Consider the following 19,233-nt stretch of genomic DNA (forward strand, 5'->3'; position numbering starts at 1 on the left):
GAATAAGATGTACGCAATTGTAGAAATCGCCGGACAACAGTTCAAGGTAGAAAAAGACCGTTTCATCTACACGCATCGTTTGGACGCAGCCGAAGGTGATGTGCTCACTTTTGACCGCGTATTGCTGGTAGACAACAACGGCACCGTAAACGTTGGAACTCCGACAGTATCGGGTGCGAAAGTAACAGGTAAAGTGCTTGCCCATGTAAAAGGCGAGAAAGTGGTGGTTTTCAAGAAAAAGCGCCGCAAAACTTATGTGAAGCGCAACGGACACCGTCAGCAGTTTACCAAAGTACTCATTGAAGGAATTAACGCATAAGTTTAAACTCTGATACGACTATGGCACACAAGAAAGGGGTAGGTAGCTCCAAAAACGGTCGCGAATCGGAAAGCAAGCGCCTCGGCGTGAAAATTTTCGGTGGCCAGCAAGTGATAGCCGGCAACATTATCGTTCGCCAGCGCGGTACCAAGCATCATCCGGGCAAAAACGTAGGTATTGGTAAAGACCATACTCTGTTTGCACTGGTAGATGGCACTGTAACTTTTAAGCGCAGCAAAGACCGCTCTTTTGTATCGGTTGAGCCTGCAACACAAGGCTAATCAAAGCAGCATTGTTCATGTTAAATGAGCCATTCCGAATTTTTTCGGAGTGGCTTTTTTGTTTGGTTTAAACGCGAATTGTGGGGCCTTATTGAAAAATTTATATTCTTTGCCTTAACAGTCAGGGGCTGCGGCGTACAACATACAACTGCTAACAGGACACTATAAACAAGCACAGGAGGTTTGCGAAAAATGCTTTATGTAAGTTATTGATAAACAAGCTATATGTAAAATACTTGCATATGCTACTGCAAATATTAGCGCCCTTAGGTTCAAATGAAAAAGGCACGAAACACAAATAATATGCTTCGTGCCCAAGTTTTTATAAGCAGAGATATTCAGTATTCTATCCGCAGAATAGCATTAACAGGAATTGTGCGTCCCCCTTTGAGGCTCACGTGGTTATCATCCGACTGCCAGATGGTGGTCAGCAATTGACCTACTTGACCATCTGCCATCTGACAAATAATTTTTACTTTGTGTTGATAAATATTCCCTAAAGCTGTTGCCTTTTGAATTTGAGATTTTCGGTCAGCACGCAATCTGCTATCCTGCAACACATCGTGTTGCGCAAACATATAAGGATTAACAACTTCTTTTGCTAAAATGACAGTTGGGTTCATAAGTGTTGATGGTTTAAGGTAAAGTACTAAAATTGAGGTAAGGTTTCAATTACAGTTTTCTGCGCCCTTTCATAAAAAAGACGACACAAGACCTTGGTTAGTAAAGAGAGTCATTGCATTAATTTACATAAAAATTCTGCAAAAGGTTGTCCGATTCAGAAAAATTAACAATTGGCAAACAATAAAAAACTGCCGGATTTGAAGTAAACCCGGCAGTTATACAAAAGCAAAAGAGGTATAATTGCAATAATTCCGTATGCTTATTGTTAGTTACGGACGGTTTTGCCTTTGAAAAGCAGCCCGTGGATGCGCTCTAATGTTTTAGGCTCACCGGAAAGCGACAGGAAGGCTTCGCGTTCCAAATCGAGCAAGTACTGCTCGCTGACCATTTGCGGATAGCTCAGGTCGCCGCCGCTCATCACGTAAGCAATTTTCTTGGCAATTTTTGCATCGTGTTCGCTGATGTAGTTGCCGTAGCGCATACTTACGATACCTGTTTCAAACAGTGCCAGCGCGGTTTTACCCAGTACTTTAATGTCTTTGCGTTGTACGGGTTTGGTATAGCCTGCTTCTGCAAGTACAATAGCTGCCCGCTTGGCATCAGCCAATACATGCGAACGGTGCATGGTAATACTGTCGGTCGGGCGAATGTACCCCAACTCTTTGGCTTCGTGCGCCGAGGTAGAAACTTTGGCCATGGCAATGTTCATAAAGAACTCTTGCAGGCGGTTCAGTTCCACGTCGCCTTTGGCGTAGCTGTCCGATGCACGCAGGGTCATTTCTTTGGTGCCGCCGCCTGCAGGAATCAAGCCAACACCTACTTCCACCAAGCCCATGTAGGTTTCTGCATGTGCCTGAATGTGGTCGGCGTGGAGTTGGAGCTCGCAGCCGCCACCGAGTGCCAGCCCCGAAGGTGCGGTTACTACGGGCACAGATGAGTAACGGGCACGCATCATCGTATTTTGGAAAGCAGCAATAGAGAAGTTGATTTCGTCAAATTCGCCGTTGCTGGCTGCCATAAACAGCATGGCAAGATTTGCACCTGCCGAAAAGTTTGCCCCGTCATTACCGATTACCAAGCCGCGGAAGTTTTCTTCCGCTTTGGTAATAGCCGTATTGATACCTTCCAACACCTCTGCGCCCATGCTGTTCATTTTGGTATGGAACTCTAAGCCCAAGATGCCATCGCCGAGGTCAAACAGGGTAGTGCCCGAGTTGCCCCATACTTTGTTGGTAGGGCGGAGGTTGTCCAGAATGATAAAGCCTTCGCTGCCCGGGATGACTTTGTAGGATTTAGTCGGGATGTCGTAGTAGTGGCGGATGCCTTTTTCTACCTTGTAGAACGATTCGTTGCCACCTGCCAGCATGTCATATACCCACTGTGCAGGTTTTTCATTGGCGGCTTCCATTTTGGCAACCGTTTCGCGAACGCCGAGCAAGTCCCATGTTTCAAACGGGCCGAGTTCCCAAGCAAAACCGGCAGCTACGGCTTGATCAATGCGGTAGAGTTCATCAGCGATTTCGGGGATGCGATACGAGCAGTATTTGAACAGGTCGTAGAAAGTAGCGCGATAAAATTCGCCTGCTTTATCGTTGCTATTAACCAATTTCGGAATGCGCAACTTAACGTTGTCAATATCTTTTACCGCACCTATGGAGTCAAATTTAGGCTTGGTTTGCGGCTCATATTCAAAAGTTTTGAGGTTCAGGGTCAGAATTTGGCTTTTGCCGTCTGCGCCTTTTACCTTCTTAAAGAAGCCCTGACCTGTTTTATCACCCAACCACTTGCGGTCGTAAAGTTCTTTGACAACACGCGGCAGTTTGAAGGCATCGCGGCTTTCGTCGTGCGTAAGGGCAGCGTAGAGGTTGTTAGATACGTTTACGGTCGTATCCAGACCTACCACATCGCTGGTGCGGAAGGTTGCCGACTTGGCTCGCCCGATGATAGTGCCTGTCAGTGCATCCACCTCATCAACGGTCAAGTCAAAAGTATCCAGCTTGTGCATGGCCGACATCATGCTGTAAACACCGATGCGGTTGGCAATAAATGCGGGAGTATCTTTACACAATACGGTTTCTTTGCCCAGATAAAGCGCCCCGTAGTGCATCAGGAAATCCACAATATCAGGGTTGGTTTTCGGGCCGGGGATAATTTCCAGCAGTTTCAGATAGCGCGGCGGGTTGAAGAAGTGCGTACCGCAAAAGTTTGCCTGAAAATCATCGCTGCGGCCTTCGCACATGAGCGCCATAGGAATGCCCGATGTGTTGGAGGTAATGAGCGTGCCTTTTTTGCGGAATTTTTCTACCTGCTCAAATACCTGCTTTTTGATGTCTAAACGCTCAACAACGGCTTCCAGCACCCAGTCGCAATCGGCAATTTTTTTCATATCGTCCTGAAAATTGCCGGTTTGAATAAGGGAAGCGACTTTGGAATGATACACCGGCGAAGGGCTGGATTTGAGCGCTGCCGCTAATGCGTCGTTTACAATGCGATTGCGCACTGCGGGATGCTCAACGGTCAGCCCTTTTGCCCGCTCAGCCTCGTTGGGTTCGGCAGGCACAATATCTAACAGGAGCACTTCCACGCCAATATTGGCAAAATGACAAGCGATGCGTGAGCCCATCACGCCGGAGCCTAATACGGCTACTTTTTTGATGCTGCGGTTTTTCATTTCTTTTGGTTGGTGATTGGTCGTCGTATCTAATTGAAAGTAAATAAAACTTACTGATGCTTGTACCAGTTTTGTGTGCGGTAAAGGAAAGCGATATAGCCGCGTACTTTCAGCACGCCGTTTTCAATCCACAACTTGCAATCATAAATTTTGCCGTTGTTGGGGTCTAAAATATCGCCACCTTTAAATTCGTTGCCTTTCTTTTCCAGATTGCGGATGATAACCATGCCGATGACTTTTTTACCCTTGCGGTCGTCGGTGCACTTGTCGCAAACGGGGTCGGGGGTTTCATTGGCGCGATAGAAAATTTCGGTAATTTTACCAAAATACTTATCGCCTTGCTTGTAAATTTCTACAATAGAACGCGGTTTCCCGTCCTCGTCATCAATGGTTTTCCACTTGCCGACTATGTCTTGGCCAAATGAGGCGTTGCTCAAAAGCCAAATGATGCAAACAGCAAAGCCCAAAAAACGGATTTTCATATTATTTGACGGCTAAAGATTCTTCGTCTAAGTCTAATTCGAGCGTAGGCATTTTGTAAGACTCTACCACCTCATTGATTTTATCAATGACCTCGAAAAATACCTGCATTTTTTCTTCGCTAACCGCTTCCCGCACTCGTTTGTTGAACTCTTTTACCACCTGACGTGAGGCTTCCCGCTTAATTTTACCCTCTTCGGTCAGGCAAATCAGCACTTTTCGGCGGTCTTTTTCGTCCTGTTGGCGATAAATCATCCCCTCTTCCTCCATTGTTTTCAGCATACGGCTTAGGCTGCGGGCTTCCATGCCCATCAAGGGTGCAATTTTGGTTGCGGGTGTGCCGTGTTCTTTGTCTATGTTTAGCAACACGAAACCGTTTGAGTGGGTAATACCATGCTCCGCCCCCAGCACGTTATACATTTTCGCTATTGCCAGCCATGTTGCCTTTACACTGAAATCAACGGATTGCTTTTTCTTATCGTTGTCTTGCTTACTCATCGCTATACCACCGTGTATTTCTGCCAAAAGTAAGCAAAAATATTATGCTTGCATACTATTTATGAATTTTTTCTTGTGAAAATTGGCGGCAGTTTTATTCTCCGGCTTTGAAAAACAAGGTTGTTATGGAAGGAGTACCTGCTTTTCCCGATGAAGCATTGGTAAACAGGATTTGTCCGACAGACGACAGGCGCATAATGACATTATCCGATGTGGTCATAATGCTGATTGGCACGGCAGTAGTGCGCAACTTCGCCCAATAGAATTGTCGGTAGTCGCCTTCGTACAAGGGTGTTTTGTGTTGATGAAGGCCTATTGGTATGCCCTTGGTTTGCCCTTGGGGGAAAGGGCCGGCAGCAAATGCACTTACTTCCTGCAATGACTCAGCGTATGAAAAAGCAATTTCTTTACCTGTGTACTGAATACGCAGCACGCCCGCATCGGATAGCGCATAGCTGATACTCCGAACAGCGGCAGATTCAGGATAACGGAAGGTAATTGTTCCTTGCTGTATATCGGCTGTTCCAACGGGTGCTTCACTCTGCGCTATGCCACGGATTTTCAGCGGCTTACCTTGCACCTTGATTGCCGATATGTACCCCGAAGAATGGAGGCTGACAACAACATCGCCTCCGATAAGTTCCCAGCCGTCGTTTGTTTTCTGAGGTACAGCCGTTTCTGCAAACTCGCCAAGCAGTAGTTGCGGGATGTTGCGCTCTTGTGTCGTAATCGGGAAACGCCAAGTGTAAATTTCGCTGCCCATGGGCGATAAGGCTGTTACCGCCAACAGGTCGCGCTCCTGCCAATTGGCGGGCAAATTGAGCAGAAGTTTGTCCTTTACTCCCGGCACAACGTTTGGCGGAAATGCAGTCCCGCTTTCAACTATCTGCGGATTAACAGCCCCCCCTAACGGATTGGCAATGTCCACAAGTTGCCAGATAAATTTGCAGCGGCTCAAATTGGTAAAAGTAAACTTGTTATAGACCGTCAGCGTTCCATTAAAAAGCCCGTCGGCAGTTTCACTGCTCAATTGCAGGGGCGACCACAACTCCGCAACAGCATGAAAAACAGGCTTGGGGTTTCTGTAAGCGTTTACGATGCCTCCATTGGCAGAAGGCTTTTCAATGGGCTTTCCGTCCTCTTTTACAAGTTCGTCGGCAAAAGATGAGAGAAACAGTCCCATTTGTTTGCCGTTATTTACCGATTGCCATGTTTTTGTAAAAACGGCATCATTAATGGACTGAATCGGTAGCTCTTCCACATCGGCGGGACTGATGACAGGCCGTCCTTCGAGTAATTTGCTGCGGCTGTCGGCAGCCATCAGAATGACACTTGGATGGTTTAAGTCGCGGCGGATGGTGGCAGCAGGCGCACTGCCTTCTGCAACCGTGTAAATCACATACAAACCAAGTGAGTCGCAAACATCGAGCAAATGCGCATCGGGCTGATAGAACGGGTTATATAATGCATTGGCATTCAGTTCTTTGAGCAACAGGCCGTCTAATTCGCTGATTTGCCTGCCGACACTGATACCGCTTTCGTGCCAATGCGCCCGATATTTTACCCCACGCAACTTCATTTTTTTATCGTTAATATAAAGCCCGTCATTTTTGACCGCAACGGTTCTAAACCCGACAGTTTGGGCAGTTCGGTGCAGTACTTTGCCTTGCGAATCTTGCAATTCCGTTACTAAACGGTAGCGCTGCGGAAGTTCATCAGACCATGCCTGCACGCCCGAAAATGTTGTCGTAAACTGGAACCCTGCGGTGTTATCGGCAGATATTGGCTTGATATTGCTCTGCAAAAGAATGCCCGCTGTTTTCCCTTCCATATCTTGCAGATAGGCAGCTATTTGCACATTGTCCTTTTTGTTGATGTATATCTGCGCTGTCAAATAGCCGCCGGCTTGCGTTTCAACGGTCATACCCGTGATATGTACAGGCGGTAATACTTCCAAATATACAGGCTTGTAAATGCCGCCAAACAGCCACATGGGTACTTTGCCCTGTGCGATGGCAGCATTGGTACTGCGTTTGCTCACCGCAACTTCCAACTCATTGGTTGTGCCCAATTTTAACAGTGAGGATACGTCAAAAACAAAGCGTTCGTAACCTCCCTGATGCGTACCGAGATTAACCCCGTTCAGTTTGACTTCTGCGTCTGTCAGAACGCCCTCAAATACGAGATTGATATGCTTGTCTTGCCAAGTCGGCAATGCCATAAACTGATGCTTGTAAACAGCTTTTTCATCAGACGACACAGTACCGAAGCTGTATTCGCCAAAACCTTCGGTTTCCCAACAAGCAGGCACGTTGATTTTTTGCCAACTGCCCGATTTTCTGCCTTTATCTATTTGAAAATCCCACTGTGCAGGGTTTTCTCTGTCTGTGCCTGAAAGAAAGTGGATTTGTGAGGTTTGAGCAATCAGTTGCAGGCTGAGCACCAGCCAAAGCAGGCAACAACTGCCAAGCAATCGGAACATAGGACGGCGGATTTTGATGCAAACAATTTAGGTTTTTTGCAGGAAAACACAAAAGCCCCCGCAAATGCAGAGGCTTTTGAAAATGTAAGATATAAGCTTAGGTTTATCCGTTTGCAAGCGCTTCGGCACCACCCACAATCTCGAGGATTTCTTTGGTAATGGCAGCCTGACGCGAACGGTTGTAAATCAGACGCAGTTCTTTGAGGAGCTCGCCTGCATTTTCGGTTGCTTTGTCCATGGCAGTCATACGTGCGCCGTGTTCGGAAGCGTTGGACTCGAGCAATGCTTTATAGAACTGAATTTTCAGTGTTTTAGGCAATAACTCGGCCACAATGCTTTCCTTATCAGGCTCGTAAATAAAGTCGGTAGATGATTCGGCAACAACCGGACGGTCATCGGCAGGTTGTAGCGGCAAATAAGGAACCGTACGTACAATTTGCGTCGCAACGTTCTTAAACTCATTGTAAACCAACTCTACGGCATCGTATTTTTTGCTCAGGAAGCCCTCCATTGCGAACTCCGCCGCCAGTCGTACTTGGTCGAAGGAAAGTTTACCGAATAATTCGGTAAAGTCCTCTACCAATGGCACGTTTCTGCGTTTGAAGAAATCGCGCCCTTTGCGGCCAACAGCCAAAACAGTTACGCGACCGGCTTTGTGCTGTGCGGCATATTTGCCGTTCATCAGCGCGCTGCATGCCTTGATTACGTTCGTATTAAAGCTCCCGCACAGACCACGGTCAGAAGTAATGCAGACAATCAGTACGTTTTGTACGGTGCGACTTTCAGAGAACGCATTAGCCGATTGTTCTTCAACGGTAGCCATAATATTGGTCAGGATACCTTGAAGGCGTTGCGAATAGGGACGCATTTGGATAATGGCATCTTGTGCGCGGCGTAGCTTAGCAGCAGCCACCATTTTCATCGCTTTGGTGATTTGCTGCGTAGAGCGCACCGAATTGATTCTATTTCTTACTTCCTTTAAACTTGGCATTGCTGAAATGCTTAAATACGTCGTAAATCAAAAATTATTTTGCAAAACCTTTCGCCAAATCGGCTGCTACTTTTTTCAGTACAGAGGTGATTTCATCATCCAACTTACCTTGTGCCAAACCTTTCAGCACTTCCGGATAGTTGGCTTCCAACTGCGTAGTGTACAGTTGCTCGAACTCACGTACGCGGTTTACGGGAACGTTATCCAACAAACCGTTGGTAGAAGCGTAGATAATGGCAACTTGCTTTTCTACCGGTACGGGCGAGAACTGACCTTGCTTCAAGATTTCTTGGTTGCGGCGACCGCGCTCAATAGTCAATTTGGTAGCTGCATCGAGGTCAGAACCGAACTTAGCAAAAGCTTCCAGTTCGCGGAACTGCGCTTGGTCGAGCTTCAGCGTACCCGCTACTTTCTTCATGGATTTAATTTGAGCAGCACCACCTACGCGAGATACCGAAATACCTACGTTGATAGCCGGACGGATACCTGAGTTAAACAGGTTAGACTCGAGGAATATCTGGCCGTCGGTAATGGAAATTACGTTGGTAGGGATATAAGCAGAAACGTCCCCCGCTTGTGTTTCAATGATAGGGAGGGCTGTCAAAGAACCACCGCCTTTTACTTTGCCTTGCAGCGAAGGAGGCAAGTCGTTCATTTGTTGAGCAATTACGTCTTGCTTGTTCAGCTTAGCCGCACGTTCCAGCAAGCGAGAGTGCAGATAGAATACGTCGCCGGGATATGCTTCGCGGCCGGGGGGGCGACGCAACAGCAACGATACTTCGCGATAAGCAACGGCTTGCTTAGACAAATCGTCATAAACCACCAGCGCCGGGCGGCCGGTATCGCGGAAATACTCACCGATAGCAGCACCCGCAAACGGTGCATAGAACTGCATAGGAGCAGGGTCGGCAGCAGAAGCAGCCACAACGATTGAATAAGGCAAAGCACCGCCTTTTTCCAAAGCTGCAACCACTTGCGCAATAGTAGAAGCCTTCTGACCTACGGCTACGTAGATACAGTAAACAGGCTCGCCTTTATCGTAAAATTCTTTTTGGTTCAGGATGGTATCAATCGCAACGGCAGTTTTACCGGTCTGACGGTCGCCGATGATGAGCTCGCGCTGGCCGCGACCGATAGGAATCATAGAGTCGATAGCCTTGATACCGGTTTGCAGTGGCTCATTTACAGGCTGACGGTAAATAACGCCCGGTGCTTTGCGCTCCAGCGGCATTTCAAACAATTCGCCGGTGATTGGGCCTTTGCCGTCAATAGGTTGTCCCAATGTATCTACCACGCGACCTAACATGCCTTCGCCTACGCGGATAGAGGCAATTTTACGGGTACGTTTTACCGTATCACCCTCTTTGATACCGGCAGAGTCACCCAAAATTACCGCACCTACGTTGTCTTCTTCCAGGTTCAGCACCAAGCCTTGCGAGCCGTTGGAAAACTCCAACAATTCGCCGGATTGTGCTTTTGTTAAACCATAAATACGGGCAACACCGTCGCCTACCTGCAATACCGTACCGACTTCTTCGAGTTCGGCCTCGGTTTTAAAGTTTGAGAGTTGTTCTCTCAATATTGCTGAAACCTCATCAGGTCTAATCTGAACCATGATCGTATATGCTTAAAATGTTAGATGCAAAACTTATAATTCTTTGATGTAAGGATTGTAGCTGAACGCTTTGCGCAAATCGTTCAGGCGGCTGCGAACAGAGTCGTCTATTTGCTTATCGCCGATGGTCAGTACAAAGCCGCCAATCAGTTCCGGGTTTACTGTTACTTTCAGTTCTACCTCTTTGCCTGCTATGCGGCGAACTTCCTGCTGAAACTGATGCAACAGTTCATCGTTCAATGGCATGGCTGTTACCAACTGCCCTTGCTCGATATTATTCATCCGATTATACAGTTTGTGAAACTCTATGGCGATAGGCTCCAACATATCCTCGCGGTGCTTGCGAACGCTGATTTCAAAGAAACTGATAGTCAGCGGGTTCACATGTGAGCCGAATATTTTGCGGATGGTGTTGAGCTTGATGTCGCGGTTGATAATCGGGTTGCGCAACAATAAGCGGAGGCTTCTGTTCTCTTCACATACTTTTGCAAAGAGCACCATGTCTTGGTGCACTTCGTTCAGCACGCCTTTTTCCTGTGCAAGACCTGCCAGCGATTTGGCGTATCGGGATGCTACTTTAAATTCTGACATCGCGTTAGTTTACTTTCAGGTCTTTGATGTATTCTTTTACCAGCTCTTCTTGTGCGCTGCGGTCGCTCAATTTGGCACGAAGTACTTTTTCTGCCAGTTCCAAAGAAAGCGTGGCAATCTGATTTTTTACTTCGGTCAGTGCCGCATTCTTCTCATTATTGATGGTTTCTTGTGCCTGTTTGATTAAGCGCTGACCTTCTGCACTTGCTTTTTCATGTGCTTCATTAATCAGGCGGTCAGCGGCGGCCTTGGCCTCACGCAGCATTTTGTCGCGCTCGGCGCGGGCTTCTTGCAACAATGCCTCATTTTCATTTTTCAGTTGCGCCATTTCGGCACGTGCACGGTCAGCAGCCTTCAGCGCATCTTCAATTGATTTATTGCGTTCGTCAATGCTGTCCAAAATGGCTTTCCATGCAAACTTTCTCAGCAGGAAAAGTACAATTAAGAAAAATAAACTTGTCCAGATAATCAAGCCTAAGCCGGGAGTAACTAATTCCATTATCGTATAGGTTTTTAGGTCAAAATCACAAATAACATTTCTCTAACCAATCAGGAAAAAGAAGCCGCCTGCACTAACTGCCGACGGCTTTCTTGGTTAGTCTTAGGCGTTGCCCACGATGAAACATACCGCAATGGCAAACAGAGCGGCACCTTCAATCAGACCTGCTGAAATCAGCATAGCAGTTTGAATACGGCCGGCCATTTCAGGCTGACGAGCCATAGACTCAACAGCGCTGCCACCGATACGGCCGATACCCAAACCGGCACCCAAAACTGCAATACCTGCACCAATACCTGCGCCCAGCGCGCCTGTAGTGCCAGTCATTTCCAGAAGAATGTTAGACAACATGTGTGATAAAAGTTAGAGATATATAAATTGAGTAAATCACTCCAAGATTAATGGTGAGCTTCGTGATGCTCGTGTTCTTCAATTGCCAAACCGATAAACAGTGCTGAAAGCAGGGTGAAAATGTAAGCCTGCAAAGCAGCAACAAACAGTTCGAGGAATGTGATGGCAACCACCACAAAACCTACCGGTAAGCCAAGAATTGCATTTTTAAAGATGAAGATGAAACTTACCAAGCAAAGGATAACGATGTGTCCTGCGGTAATGTTGGCAAACAAACGAATCATCAATGCAAACGGCTTGGTCAAGATGCCGATGAGTTCTACGGGAATCATGATAATCAGCATCAACTTAGGCACACCCGGCATTGCGAAGATGTGCTTCCAGTAGTCTTTATTGCCCGAAACATTGGTGATGATGGCGGTAAAAGCTGCCAATGTAAGCGTAAAAGCAATATTACCTGATGCGTTTGCTCCGGTTGGAATCAGCCCCAGCAAGTTGTTCACCCAAATAAAGAAGAACAATGTCATCAGGTAGGGCAAATAGGTTTTGTATTTCTTCTCGCCAATGTTAGGAATAATCACATCATCGCGAACGAACAGAATGAGCGGCTCAATAAACGCCTGCAAACCGCTTGGTGCCTGCCCCGGTCGCTTTTGATAGGCTTTTGCAACAGAGGTAAAAATAACAATCAGTATAATGCAGGCTATGAACATGGAAGCTACGTTTTTGGTAAACGAAAGGTCAATAACTTTTTTGCCGTTAGCTTCCTCAATGTGCCCATGATTGAGGCGATAAACACGGTCGCCGCGTATTACTTGCTGCTCGCCGTGATGAAATTCGCTTGACAGAAAAATGTCCAGATGCCCGTCTGTAATCAGAATGACAGGTAGCGGGAGCGATACATGCGCAACTGTTCCGTCGCTTTTGTGATAATCAAAAAAGTGCCAATCGTATGCATCTCCAATGTGATGAAGAATCATGTCTTTGGGCGAAAAGGCATCATCTCCGTGATTGTCGCCCTTGGCGAAAGCAGCATTTGAGAATACAAATAAACTGCTAATTATCAGTAGGTTACGTAAAGTTTTAAGCATCTTTTTTATCCGTCTTTCCGGAATTTTGGCGCAAGTTAGCCATCAATGATTTAATTTCAAAAGCAGTAAACAAGAAATACATAACAAAGAAAGTAATCGTAAAGTGCCATCGTGCGGCTTTGTCTTTTACCTGCCAAAAGAAAACACCCAAAATGACGGCTGAAATCAGCAGGCGAATGGCTGTTGCGCCAAGTGTGTAATTAGGGAAATCAAGCGGTTCTTTGTTGCTCTGATAGACCATGTAGTAGGTCAGGAGCGTTATAACAAAAAAATATCCCAGTAAATACCACGAGTATGGCACGATGAGTTCTGCCTGCCAAAGACCGAGCAGTACCATAACAGCGGCACACAAGAGCGTAAGAAGAGTCAGGCTTTTGATGAATGGCTTCATGTGATTTTATTTTAGGAATTGTTTTTCATCAGGCTGCGCAGGATATGAAAAAGTGCGGCAAACAAAAAGAGCATCATACATGCCATCGTGCCAAGAGATTTGGGCAGGGCAAAATAGCTGTCTGCCCAACGGCCTGCCCAATATCCCAACAGCAGTGCCCCTGCCAGCTCAAAAGCCATTCCCGAATATTTCAGGTAGTTATTAAGCTGTTTTTGGGGTTTGTTTACCGGCTGCATCTTCTGTTTTGATGGATTTGATGCTTTCGCCCATTTTGCAGGTTCCGTTGAGTTTGGCACCGTTTTCTACAACAAGCTTGGCAGTATATATTTCGCCGGTTACTACGGCTGTGGCTTTCAAAATCAGCACTTCGCTTATTTCAATAGTGCCTTTTACTTCGCCTTCTATCTCGGCATTCTGTGCGTAAATATTGCCTTCCAGCAATGAGCCTTGCCCCATGGCAAGTTTTTGCTTACACCTGATATTGCCTTTCACCGAACCATCTATTCTGATGTTGCCGGGAGTGTCTATATCACCTGTGATTTGCGTTCCTTTACCGATAATATTGGCAATGGTACTGATGTTTTCCTGTACTTTACGCTCTTCTTTGGATGAATTGAACATGGCCATAGTTTATGAGTTGTTTGCTGGGCAAGTTAATTAAAAAGAAATGTATTGTTCGGGATTTACGGGACTTCCGTTATACCATAGTTCAAAATGCAGATGAGGCCCGTCGGTCAGCTCGCCGGAGTTGCCGATAATGGCTATGATGTCTCCGGCACGAACGGTTTCTCCTGTTTTGCGCAACAATACCGAATTGTGCTTATAGAAAGAAATCAGTTGATTTTTGTGTTGGATACCAATGGTGTAGCCCGAATCCTGTGTCCATGAGGAGATAATTACGGTGCCGTCGGCTACTGCTTTGATAGGTTCATTTTTGCGTGCGACAATGTCCACGCCGTAGTGCTGTTGTTGCGGCTCAAATTTGCCTAACAAAACCCCCTTCAACGGTGTAAAAAACACAAAACTTTTCAGTTGGGCATTGGCTGCATTGCGAACGGGACGCGTAGCGGAAGCCTCCATTTCAAACTCGTTGCGAAAAGACGAATCAAGCGGATTGATTTTAGCAACCTCCTCGGGATTGACTTTAACCGCATTGGCATTTCCGCTGTCCTTGCGAACGTTATTATAAGGTGTTTCGCCCAGCATGACAAGTTTTAAGTCGTTGATGTAGCGGTCGCGCGCTTCCAAAGCCTCCGACAGTGAATCTATGCTCATCGCCAAACTCACTATTTGCCGTTTAATATCGTTTTCGTTTTGCGTACGGCTTTGGAAGTAACCGATTAACTGATAAAACATCAGGCCCGCAAAAAAACACAGGACGAGCAAGCCGGCAAGCCCGACTAATACGCTTGCTCCTGTCAGTCGTATGCTGAAGCGCGGCGCCAGTGTTTCTGCATCGCGGATAATCAGCCACAAACGATGCGATAACCAGTCGTAAATAGTCTTCTTTTCCAAAAAAATCGCCAATAGTTTACGGCAAAAGTAGGGATTTATTTTCGTTTTGGGCTGATTTCTTCTGCCGCGCTTTTTGTTATATTTGCAAGCAACATCCCTTGCCGCTATCGGAACATCGCTGTACTCCTTTCTTCTGATGAGTTAATTTTCATGCGCATACTTCTTCATTTTTATCGGTGGTTGCTATTGGGCACGGGCTTAATAATGCTCAATGCCTGTCAGGTATATCATGATACGACCGCCCGATTCAATGCTTATTTTCTTGCCAAAGAAAAGATGCTGGAAGTAGAAGCAGCTTTATTGGCTGCAGCTCCTAATGACTACGGCGATATACTGATGGTATTTCCTCGGATTGATTCTGCTTCGGGCGCTTCGCAAAAGACAGGGCTGGAATATGTTATTGAAAAGGCTTCTTTACCTATCAAATTTCATGAGCGCAGCAAATGGGTGGACGATTGTTACCTGTTGATTGGCAAAGCACGGCTCTATATGGGCGATTTTCGGAATGCCGCCACTACCTTTAAGTACGTCAATACGAACAGCCCTGACCCTGATGCACGACATACGGCGCTGGTATGGTTGCAAAGGCTTTTTATTGAACAAGACAACAGTAAAGATGCGCTGTATGCGGCCGAGTATCTGAGCAAAGACGATAACCCGATTAATAATGACAATGCCCGCGACTTTTATCTGAACATGGCGCATTATTATCGGTTGGAGCAGGATTTGCCAAGAACCTCGGCTTATCTTGAAAAAGCATTGCCTTTTATCACCAACAAAGAAATGCGCATCAAAGCACTTTTTATTATTGCCCAAATCAGTCAGCGATTGGGTAAGTCTGAAAAGGCCTACGAATATTACAGCCAACTGACGCGCAGCAACCCTCCATATGAGATTCTGTTTCTTTCGCAACTCAATACGGCCGGTGCAGTTAATTTCGCAGATGAAGATGCGGTTGCCAAAGCAGATAAAACCTTACAATCGCTGTTGAAAGACCCTAAAAATACCGAGTACAAAGACCGCATTTTGTTTGAAATAGGAAGTTTTGAAGTAAAACGCGGCCGATTGCAACAGGGATTGGAGGCTTACCGACAGTCGTTAGCTGCTACGGCCAAGCCACAACAAAAAGCCACAACTTACCTGCAAATGGGCAAAGTTTACTACGAACGTTTGCAGGATTATGCAAATGCGGCTTTGTACTATGACAGCGCCTCCCAAGTGCTGCCGACCTCTTCGCCCGACTACGACGCAGTGAAGCGACAGGCCGGCATTTTAGGCGAATTTGCCGAAGAACAGGCCAAAGCAGCAATTGCCGAACGCCTGCTGCGACTTTATGCAATGAGCGATGCCGAACGCAAAAAAGCACTTGAAAAGGAAATCGCAGATGAAAAAGCCGCGATAGACCGACAACTCAAAACCGCTCAGCAAGACGCAAGCCGTTCGGGAGTGCCTGCTTTGCCTGCCAATAATTTCCCCGGTGCATCGGGCAACAGCAATACTTGGTATTTCTACAACGTACAAACCGTTGCCAACGGCAAAACAGCTTTTGCCCGCACATGGGGTAATATCCCGCTGGCAGACAACTGGCGGCTGTCCGACAAAGTGCGCGATTCGCAACCCGACGAAATCATGCGGCCAACGACAGCCAACACGGCAGAGAAAGGCAAGGAAAACCGACCACAGGAGGCAGACCGTTATGCAGCAGTAAAGCCGATGGACAAACGATTGGCTGAAATTCCTGCCGACGAAGCAGAAGCAAAGCAAGTCCGTTTGGCATTGGCAGAGGCGCTCTATCAAACAGGCAAAATGTACTTTCAGATGCTGGAAGAACCTCAGAAAGCCCGTGCAAATTTGGAACGATTTGTACAATTGGCACCCGACCATCCGAAAGTGCCCGAAGCACTGTACACCATCATCCGCCTGTGCAGCGAACAAAAAGACTGTCAGCCCGATGCTTACAAACGCCAACTGCTGGAAAAATACCCCGAATCATCCTATGCGCAGTTGCTGAATAAGGCTTCAGGCGATAAAAACGAGGGAGCAGCAGATGCCGATTCGTTTCAGGCAGTGGCAGATGCAGCGGTTGTAAAGGCATATGCTGAAGCCTATGAACTGTATCGCAGCGGACAATATGCGCAGGCGCTTGACCAATTCCATCAAATGGAGGTGCGCTACCCCGGCAATCCGCTTAGCGAACAAATCTCAATGCTGAAAATTTTATCCCGTTTGGCATTGGAGCCTGCTTCGGTGCAGGCAGAAAATGACCTGAAAAACTTTATTACTGCCGCTCGCCGCCCCGAACTCGTGGAAATGGCAAAGGCGGTATTACAAAAAATAGAAGAACGCAAAAAACCATGAATCGCACCATTGCAGCCATTGTACCCATGCGCCACAACAGTGAGCGCGTTCCCGGAAAAAACTACCGCTCATTCAACGGCAAGCCGCTGTTTCACTACGTAACGGAAAGTTTGCTGAAAGTGCCGGCTATCACCCAAGTAGTGATTGATACCGACAGCCCGACAGTAATAGACTATGCGCGGAAGCACTTTCCACAAGTAATTCTGCTGGAACGCCCCGAGCACCTGCGCGACGGCTCCATCCCGATGAACGACGTGCTGCTCAACGTTATCAATCAGGTACAGGCCGATTTTTACCTGCAAACTCACAGCACCAACCCTTTGCTGAGTGCGGCAACTATTCAGAAGGCAGTGGATTTATTTCTCAAACAATACCCGATTTATGATTCGCTGTTTTCGGTAACGCGTCTGCAAACCCGCCTGTGGGACGAGTTAGCCCGTGCCATCAATCACAACCCCAATATATTGTTGCGCACACAGGATTTGCCGCCCGTTTACGAAGAAAATTCATGCCTCTATTTGTTTGATAAAAAAATTTTGGTAGAAAGGCACAACCGAATCGGCAACCGCCCTTATTTGCTTGAAATTCCTAAACATGAAGCCCTTGATATTGACGAGGAGATAGATTTTACCGTAGCTGAAATGGTACACAAGGCAGTATATGGCGGATAAGTCAAACGCCACCCTCCTATCCGAATTGCCGAAAACGGCAAACCAGCAAAAAACCCCGACTGAAAGCAGACGGGGTTTTTTCAAACTTACAACTTAACCCTATTGATTTGAAAAAAGAAATTGAACATCCTACCATTTGCAGTCCTAAACCTCCTGCCTCAGATGACATAGAAACATAAGCGCTCATGTAGTGTTCAAAATTATGAAAAAACGTGGGGTTTGCAATCTTAATTTATGTTAAATAGTTTTCAGCAGGTTTTCTTTGAGCAATTTAAACTCTTCGGGAGTAATCAGCCCTTTGTCTAATAGCTCGGAAAGCTCGCGCAGTTTGGCCAGCGCATCGTTGGTGCTTGTGCCGCCCGCCGATTTGGGAGGCTGTTCGCTGCCTGTGGCTTTATTGGCTTCTGCCGTTGTTTTTTCTTTGCGCAACTCTTCCACAAAGGCTTTGCCGCGCTCAAATTGTTTCTTGTAGAAATCTTTAAAAGCCTCTACATCAAAGTTTTGCATATTACCGCCATTTTCAAAGTGTGTCATAAAAACCTGCCCTACGGCGTAGGTGGTTGCCCCCGAAATAGCTGCCATGCTTACCCCGCCTATAACGCTGCCTAACCCGGGAATCACTTTGATGGCTTCCGCGCCCATGCGCGAAAGTGCGCTGCCCGTCAAGGTTGCCAACAACGTTTTAAACTGCGACTCGGAAAAGTTAATCTCGTAGATTACGCACAATTGTTTCAGCATATCCATCTGGATAGCTGTAACAGCCACCATGTCAGCCACCGGAATAGGTATTAGGCCGGCACCCATTGACCACATCACGCTGCTTTTGATAACGGCTTCCGATTTGTCTTTGCGGCTGCCCATGGTTTCTTTAATCTTATTTAAAAAATAGTCTATCATTGTGATTGAGTGTTTGAATGCAATGTCAGGAACTCTATTGCATTGAACGGATGCCGTCTGATAAAGTTAGCATTACTTGCCTTCTTCGTCTTTCTTTGTGATTTTGCGGTCGGGCAGGTGCTCGTCCAAGAAAGCGTTGATTTCGTCAATGCTCTTGGTTGAAACAATTTCGCCGAACGAATTGATACTTACTTCAAAGCCTTCTAATGCCTTGTTCACTTTGGGCTTGGTTTGTTCGTCTGTCGTTTTTTTATTAATTTTCTTTGCCATAACGGAAGCGATTAGGTTGCTGATTGGAAATTTTTGTACGGATACGATGTGAAGTATCCTTACCGTTTGTAATCGGTAATTTGCAAAATAATTTACGGAATTTCATCGGAATAATGCGCGAATTCATCCGAAATATTGTGATAGGGCTATTGTTTTCCTTATTGCTTGCAGGTTGCAGCCTTGCGCCCGCAGGCGAGGATTGGGATTCGCCCGTAGATATTCCCGAAGGGCAAATTCGGCTGGCAACGGACAACAGCATATTAGTTTTCAGCAATGCGGGCGGCATACCCGATGCGGATGCCAACGGCTACCTGCCCATGCCCGTAGGCTTTTTGAGTTTGTACCGCCAACTGTCGTTTGCAGACCGCCGTTCGGTGCAACTGCGGTTTACGGGCTTTGACCTGCGCGGCATTCGCCCGCCGTTTCGCGTAGAGCGCAATGTTTCGATCACGCTTTTTTTGGGTAATACGCGCAGTTTTACCGCCACCGCCCCGAGCGATTTGCAACTTGTCATCACCGAAATTTCGGGGAATACTGTCAAAGGCAGATTTTCGGCTACTGCCGTCAATATAACCAACTCTAACGACCGCCTGCGCATCAGCAACGGGCAGTTTCATATCACTTTTACCGAACTGTAA

At 46.8% G+C, this 19,233-nt stretch carries 22 protein-coding genes; 5 read left to right on the forward strand and 17 right to left on the reverse strand.

Annotated elements, in window-relative coordinates; all coding sequences use genetic code 11:
• The first annotated feature begins 7 nt into the window (after nucleotides 1-7).
• Both rplU and rpmA read left to right on the forward strand, forming a co-directional pair.
• The gene (gene rplU / locus NDK19_RS06670; RefSeq protein ID WP_250631084.1) at nucleotides 8-319 is read left to right on the forward strand and encodes a 50S ribosomal protein L21; all 312 of its coding nucleotides are present in this window, start codon (nucleotides 8-10) and stop codon (nucleotides 317-319) included.
• Nucleotides 320-339: 20 nt separating this feature from the next.
• Complete coding sequence (gene rpmA / locus NDK19_RS06675) at nucleotides 340-600, forward strand: 50S ribosomal protein L27 (RefSeq protein WP_250631085.1); 261 nt, start codon at nucleotides 340-342, stop codon at nucleotides 598-600.
• A 338-nt stretch (nucleotides 601-938) separates the two neighbouring features.
• Here the strand turns inward: rpmA and NDK19_RS06680 are convergent, their stop codons facing one another.
• The 15 genes from NDK19_RS06680 to NDK19_RS06750 all read right to left on the reverse strand — a co-directional run bounded on the left by NDK19_RS06680 (nucleotide 939) and on the right by NDK19_RS06750 (nucleotide 14,399).
• A complete protein-coding gene (locus NDK19_RS06680; protein WP_250631086.1) occupies nucleotides 939-1,223 on the reverse strand; it encodes a hypothetical protein in 285 nt (94 codons plus the stop codon).
• A gap of 266 nt (nucleotides 1,224-1,489) precedes the next feature.
• Nucleotides 1,490-3,895, reverse strand: coding sequence for a 3-hydroxyacyl-CoA dehydrogenase/enoyl-CoA hydratase family protein (locus tag NDK19_RS06685; protein WP_250631087.1), 2,406 nt, complete (start codon nucleotides 3,893-3,895; stop codon nucleotides 1,490-1,492).
• A gap of 50 nt (nucleotides 3,896-3,945) precedes the next feature.
• Nucleotides 3,946-4,377, reverse strand: a complete 432-nt coding sequence (locus tag NDK19_RS06690; RefSeq protein WP_250631088.1) for a DUF2147 domain-containing protein — start codon at nucleotides 4,375-4,377, stop codon at nucleotides 3,946-3,948.
• A gap of 1 nt (nucleotide 4,378) precedes the next feature.
• Nucleotides 4,379-4,900 (reverse strand): MarR family winged helix-turn-helix transcriptional regulator, encoded by a 522-nt coding sequence (locus NDK19_RS06695; RefSeq protein ID WP_317207161.1) that lies wholly within the window; start codon nucleotides 4,898-4,900, stop codon nucleotides 4,379-4,381.
• Nucleotides 4,901-4,967: 67 nt separating this feature from the next.
• Entirely contained in the window at nucleotides 4,968-7,355 is a 2,388-nt protein-coding gene (locus NDK19_RS06700; protein WP_250631089.1) for a glycoside hydrolase family 2 protein, read from the reverse strand.
• Between the two features lie 103 nt (nucleotides 7,356-7,458).
• Nucleotides 7,459-8,346, reverse strand: a complete 888-nt coding sequence (gene atpG, locus NDK19_RS06705; protein ID WP_250631090.1) for an ATP synthase F1 subunit gamma — start codon at nucleotides 8,344-8,346, stop codon at nucleotides 7,459-7,461.
• Nucleotides 8,347-8,380: 34 nt separating this feature from the next.
• Nucleotides 8,381-9,961 (reverse strand): F0F1 ATP synthase subunit alpha, encoded by a 1,581-nt coding sequence (atpA, locus tag NDK19_RS06710; RefSeq protein WP_250631091.1) that lies wholly within the window; start codon nucleotides 9,959-9,961, stop codon nucleotides 8,381-8,383.
• Nucleotides 9,962-9,994: 33 nt separating this feature from the next.
• The gene (atpH, locus tag NDK19_RS06715; protein WP_250631092.1) at nucleotides 9,995-10,552 is read right to left on the reverse strand and encodes an ATP synthase F1 subunit delta; all 558 of its coding nucleotides are present in this window, start codon (nucleotides 10,550-10,552) and stop codon (nucleotides 9,995-9,997) included.
• Nucleotides 10,553-10,556: 4 nt separating this feature from the next.
• On the reverse strand, nucleotides 10,557-11,051 hold the full coding sequence (locus tag NDK19_RS06720) for a F0F1 ATP synthase subunit B (protein ID WP_250631093.1): 495 nt from the start codon (nucleotides 11,049-11,051) through the stop codon (nucleotides 10,557-10,559).
• A gap of 102 nt (nucleotides 11,052-11,153) precedes the next feature.
• Nucleotides 11,154-11,402, reverse strand: a complete 249-nt coding sequence (atpE, locus tag NDK19_RS06725; RefSeq protein WP_250631094.1) for an ATP synthase F0 subunit C — start codon at nucleotides 11,400-11,402, stop codon at nucleotides 11,154-11,156.
• 47 nt (nucleotides 11,403-11,449) lie between these two features.
• Nucleotides 11,450-12,493 (reverse strand): F0F1 ATP synthase subunit A, encoded by a 1,044-nt coding sequence (gene atpB, locus NDK19_RS06730; protein WP_250631095.1) that lies wholly within the window; start codon nucleotides 12,491-12,493, stop codon nucleotides 11,450-11,452.
• The gene (locus tag NDK19_RS06735) at nucleotides 12,486-12,884 is read right to left on the reverse strand and encodes a hypothetical protein (protein WP_250631096.1); all 399 of its coding nucleotides are present in this window, start codon (nucleotides 12,882-12,884) and stop codon (nucleotides 12,486-12,488) included. The genes atpB and NDK19_RS06735 overlap by 8 nt, the downstream gene beginning before the upstream one ends.
• Before the next feature lie 11 nt (nucleotides 12,885-12,895).
• Nucleotides 12,896-13,120: an AtpZ/AtpI family protein gene (locus NDK19_RS06740; RefSeq protein WP_250631097.1), complete on the reverse strand. Its 225-nt coding sequence runs from the start codon at nucleotides 13,118-13,120 to the stop codon at nucleotides 12,896-12,898.
• The gene (locus NDK19_RS06745) at nucleotides 13,086-13,511 is read right to left on the reverse strand and encodes a bactofilin family protein (RefSeq protein WP_250631098.1); all 426 of its coding nucleotides are present in this window, start codon (nucleotides 13,509-13,511) and stop codon (nucleotides 13,086-13,088) included. The genes NDK19_RS06740 and NDK19_RS06745 overlap by 35 nt, the downstream gene beginning before the upstream one ends.
• Nucleotides 13,512-13,541: 30 nt before the next feature.
• A complete protein-coding gene (locus tag NDK19_RS06750) occupies nucleotides 13,542-14,399 on the reverse strand; it encodes a M23 family metallopeptidase (RefSeq protein ID WP_250631099.1) in 858 nt (285 codons plus the stop codon).
• A gap of 150 nt (nucleotides 14,400-14,549) precedes the next feature.
• Here NDK19_RS06750 and porW point away from each other — a divergent pair, with 150 nt between their 5' ends.
• Complete coding sequence (gene porW / locus NDK19_RS06755) at nucleotides 14,550-16,757, forward strand: type IX secretion system periplasmic lipoprotein PorW/SprE (RefSeq protein ID WP_250631100.1); 2,208 nt, start codon at nucleotides 14,550-14,552, stop codon at nucleotides 16,755-16,757.
• Nucleotides 16,754-17,428: an acylneuraminate cytidylyltransferase family protein gene (locus NDK19_RS06760; RefSeq protein ID WP_250631101.1), complete on the forward strand. Its 675-nt coding sequence runs from the start codon at nucleotides 16,754-16,756 to the stop codon at nucleotides 17,426-17,428. Before porW ends, NDK19_RS06760 begins: the two co-directional genes overlap by 4 nt.
• Nucleotides 17,429-17,665: 237 nt before the next feature.
• Here the strand turns inward: NDK19_RS06760 and NDK19_RS06765 are convergent, their stop codons facing one another.
• The gene (locus NDK19_RS06765; RefSeq protein WP_250631102.1) at nucleotides 17,666-18,325 is read right to left on the reverse strand and encodes a DUF697 domain-containing protein; all 660 of its coding nucleotides are present in this window, start codon (nucleotides 18,323-18,325) and stop codon (nucleotides 17,666-17,668) included.
• Between the two features lie 72 nt (nucleotides 18,326-18,397).
• Nucleotides 18,398-18,595, reverse strand: a complete 198-nt coding sequence (locus NDK19_RS06770) for a hypothetical protein (RefSeq protein ID WP_250631103.1) — start codon at nucleotides 18,593-18,595, stop codon at nucleotides 18,398-18,400.
• 113 nt (nucleotides 18,596-18,708) lie between these two features.
• Between NDK19_RS06770 and NDK19_RS06775 the strand changes: the two genes are divergently transcribed.
• Nucleotides 18,709-19,233, forward strand: a complete 525-nt coding sequence (locus tag NDK19_RS06775) for a hypothetical protein (RefSeq protein ID WP_250631104.1) — start codon at nucleotides 18,709-18,711, stop codon at nucleotides 19,231-19,233.

The sequence above is a fragment of the Rhodoflexus caldus genome (genome assembly GCF_021206925.1).
Lineage (GTDB): Bacteria > Bacteroidota > Bacteroidia > Cytophagales > Thermoflexibacteraceae > Rhodoflexus > Rhodoflexus caldus.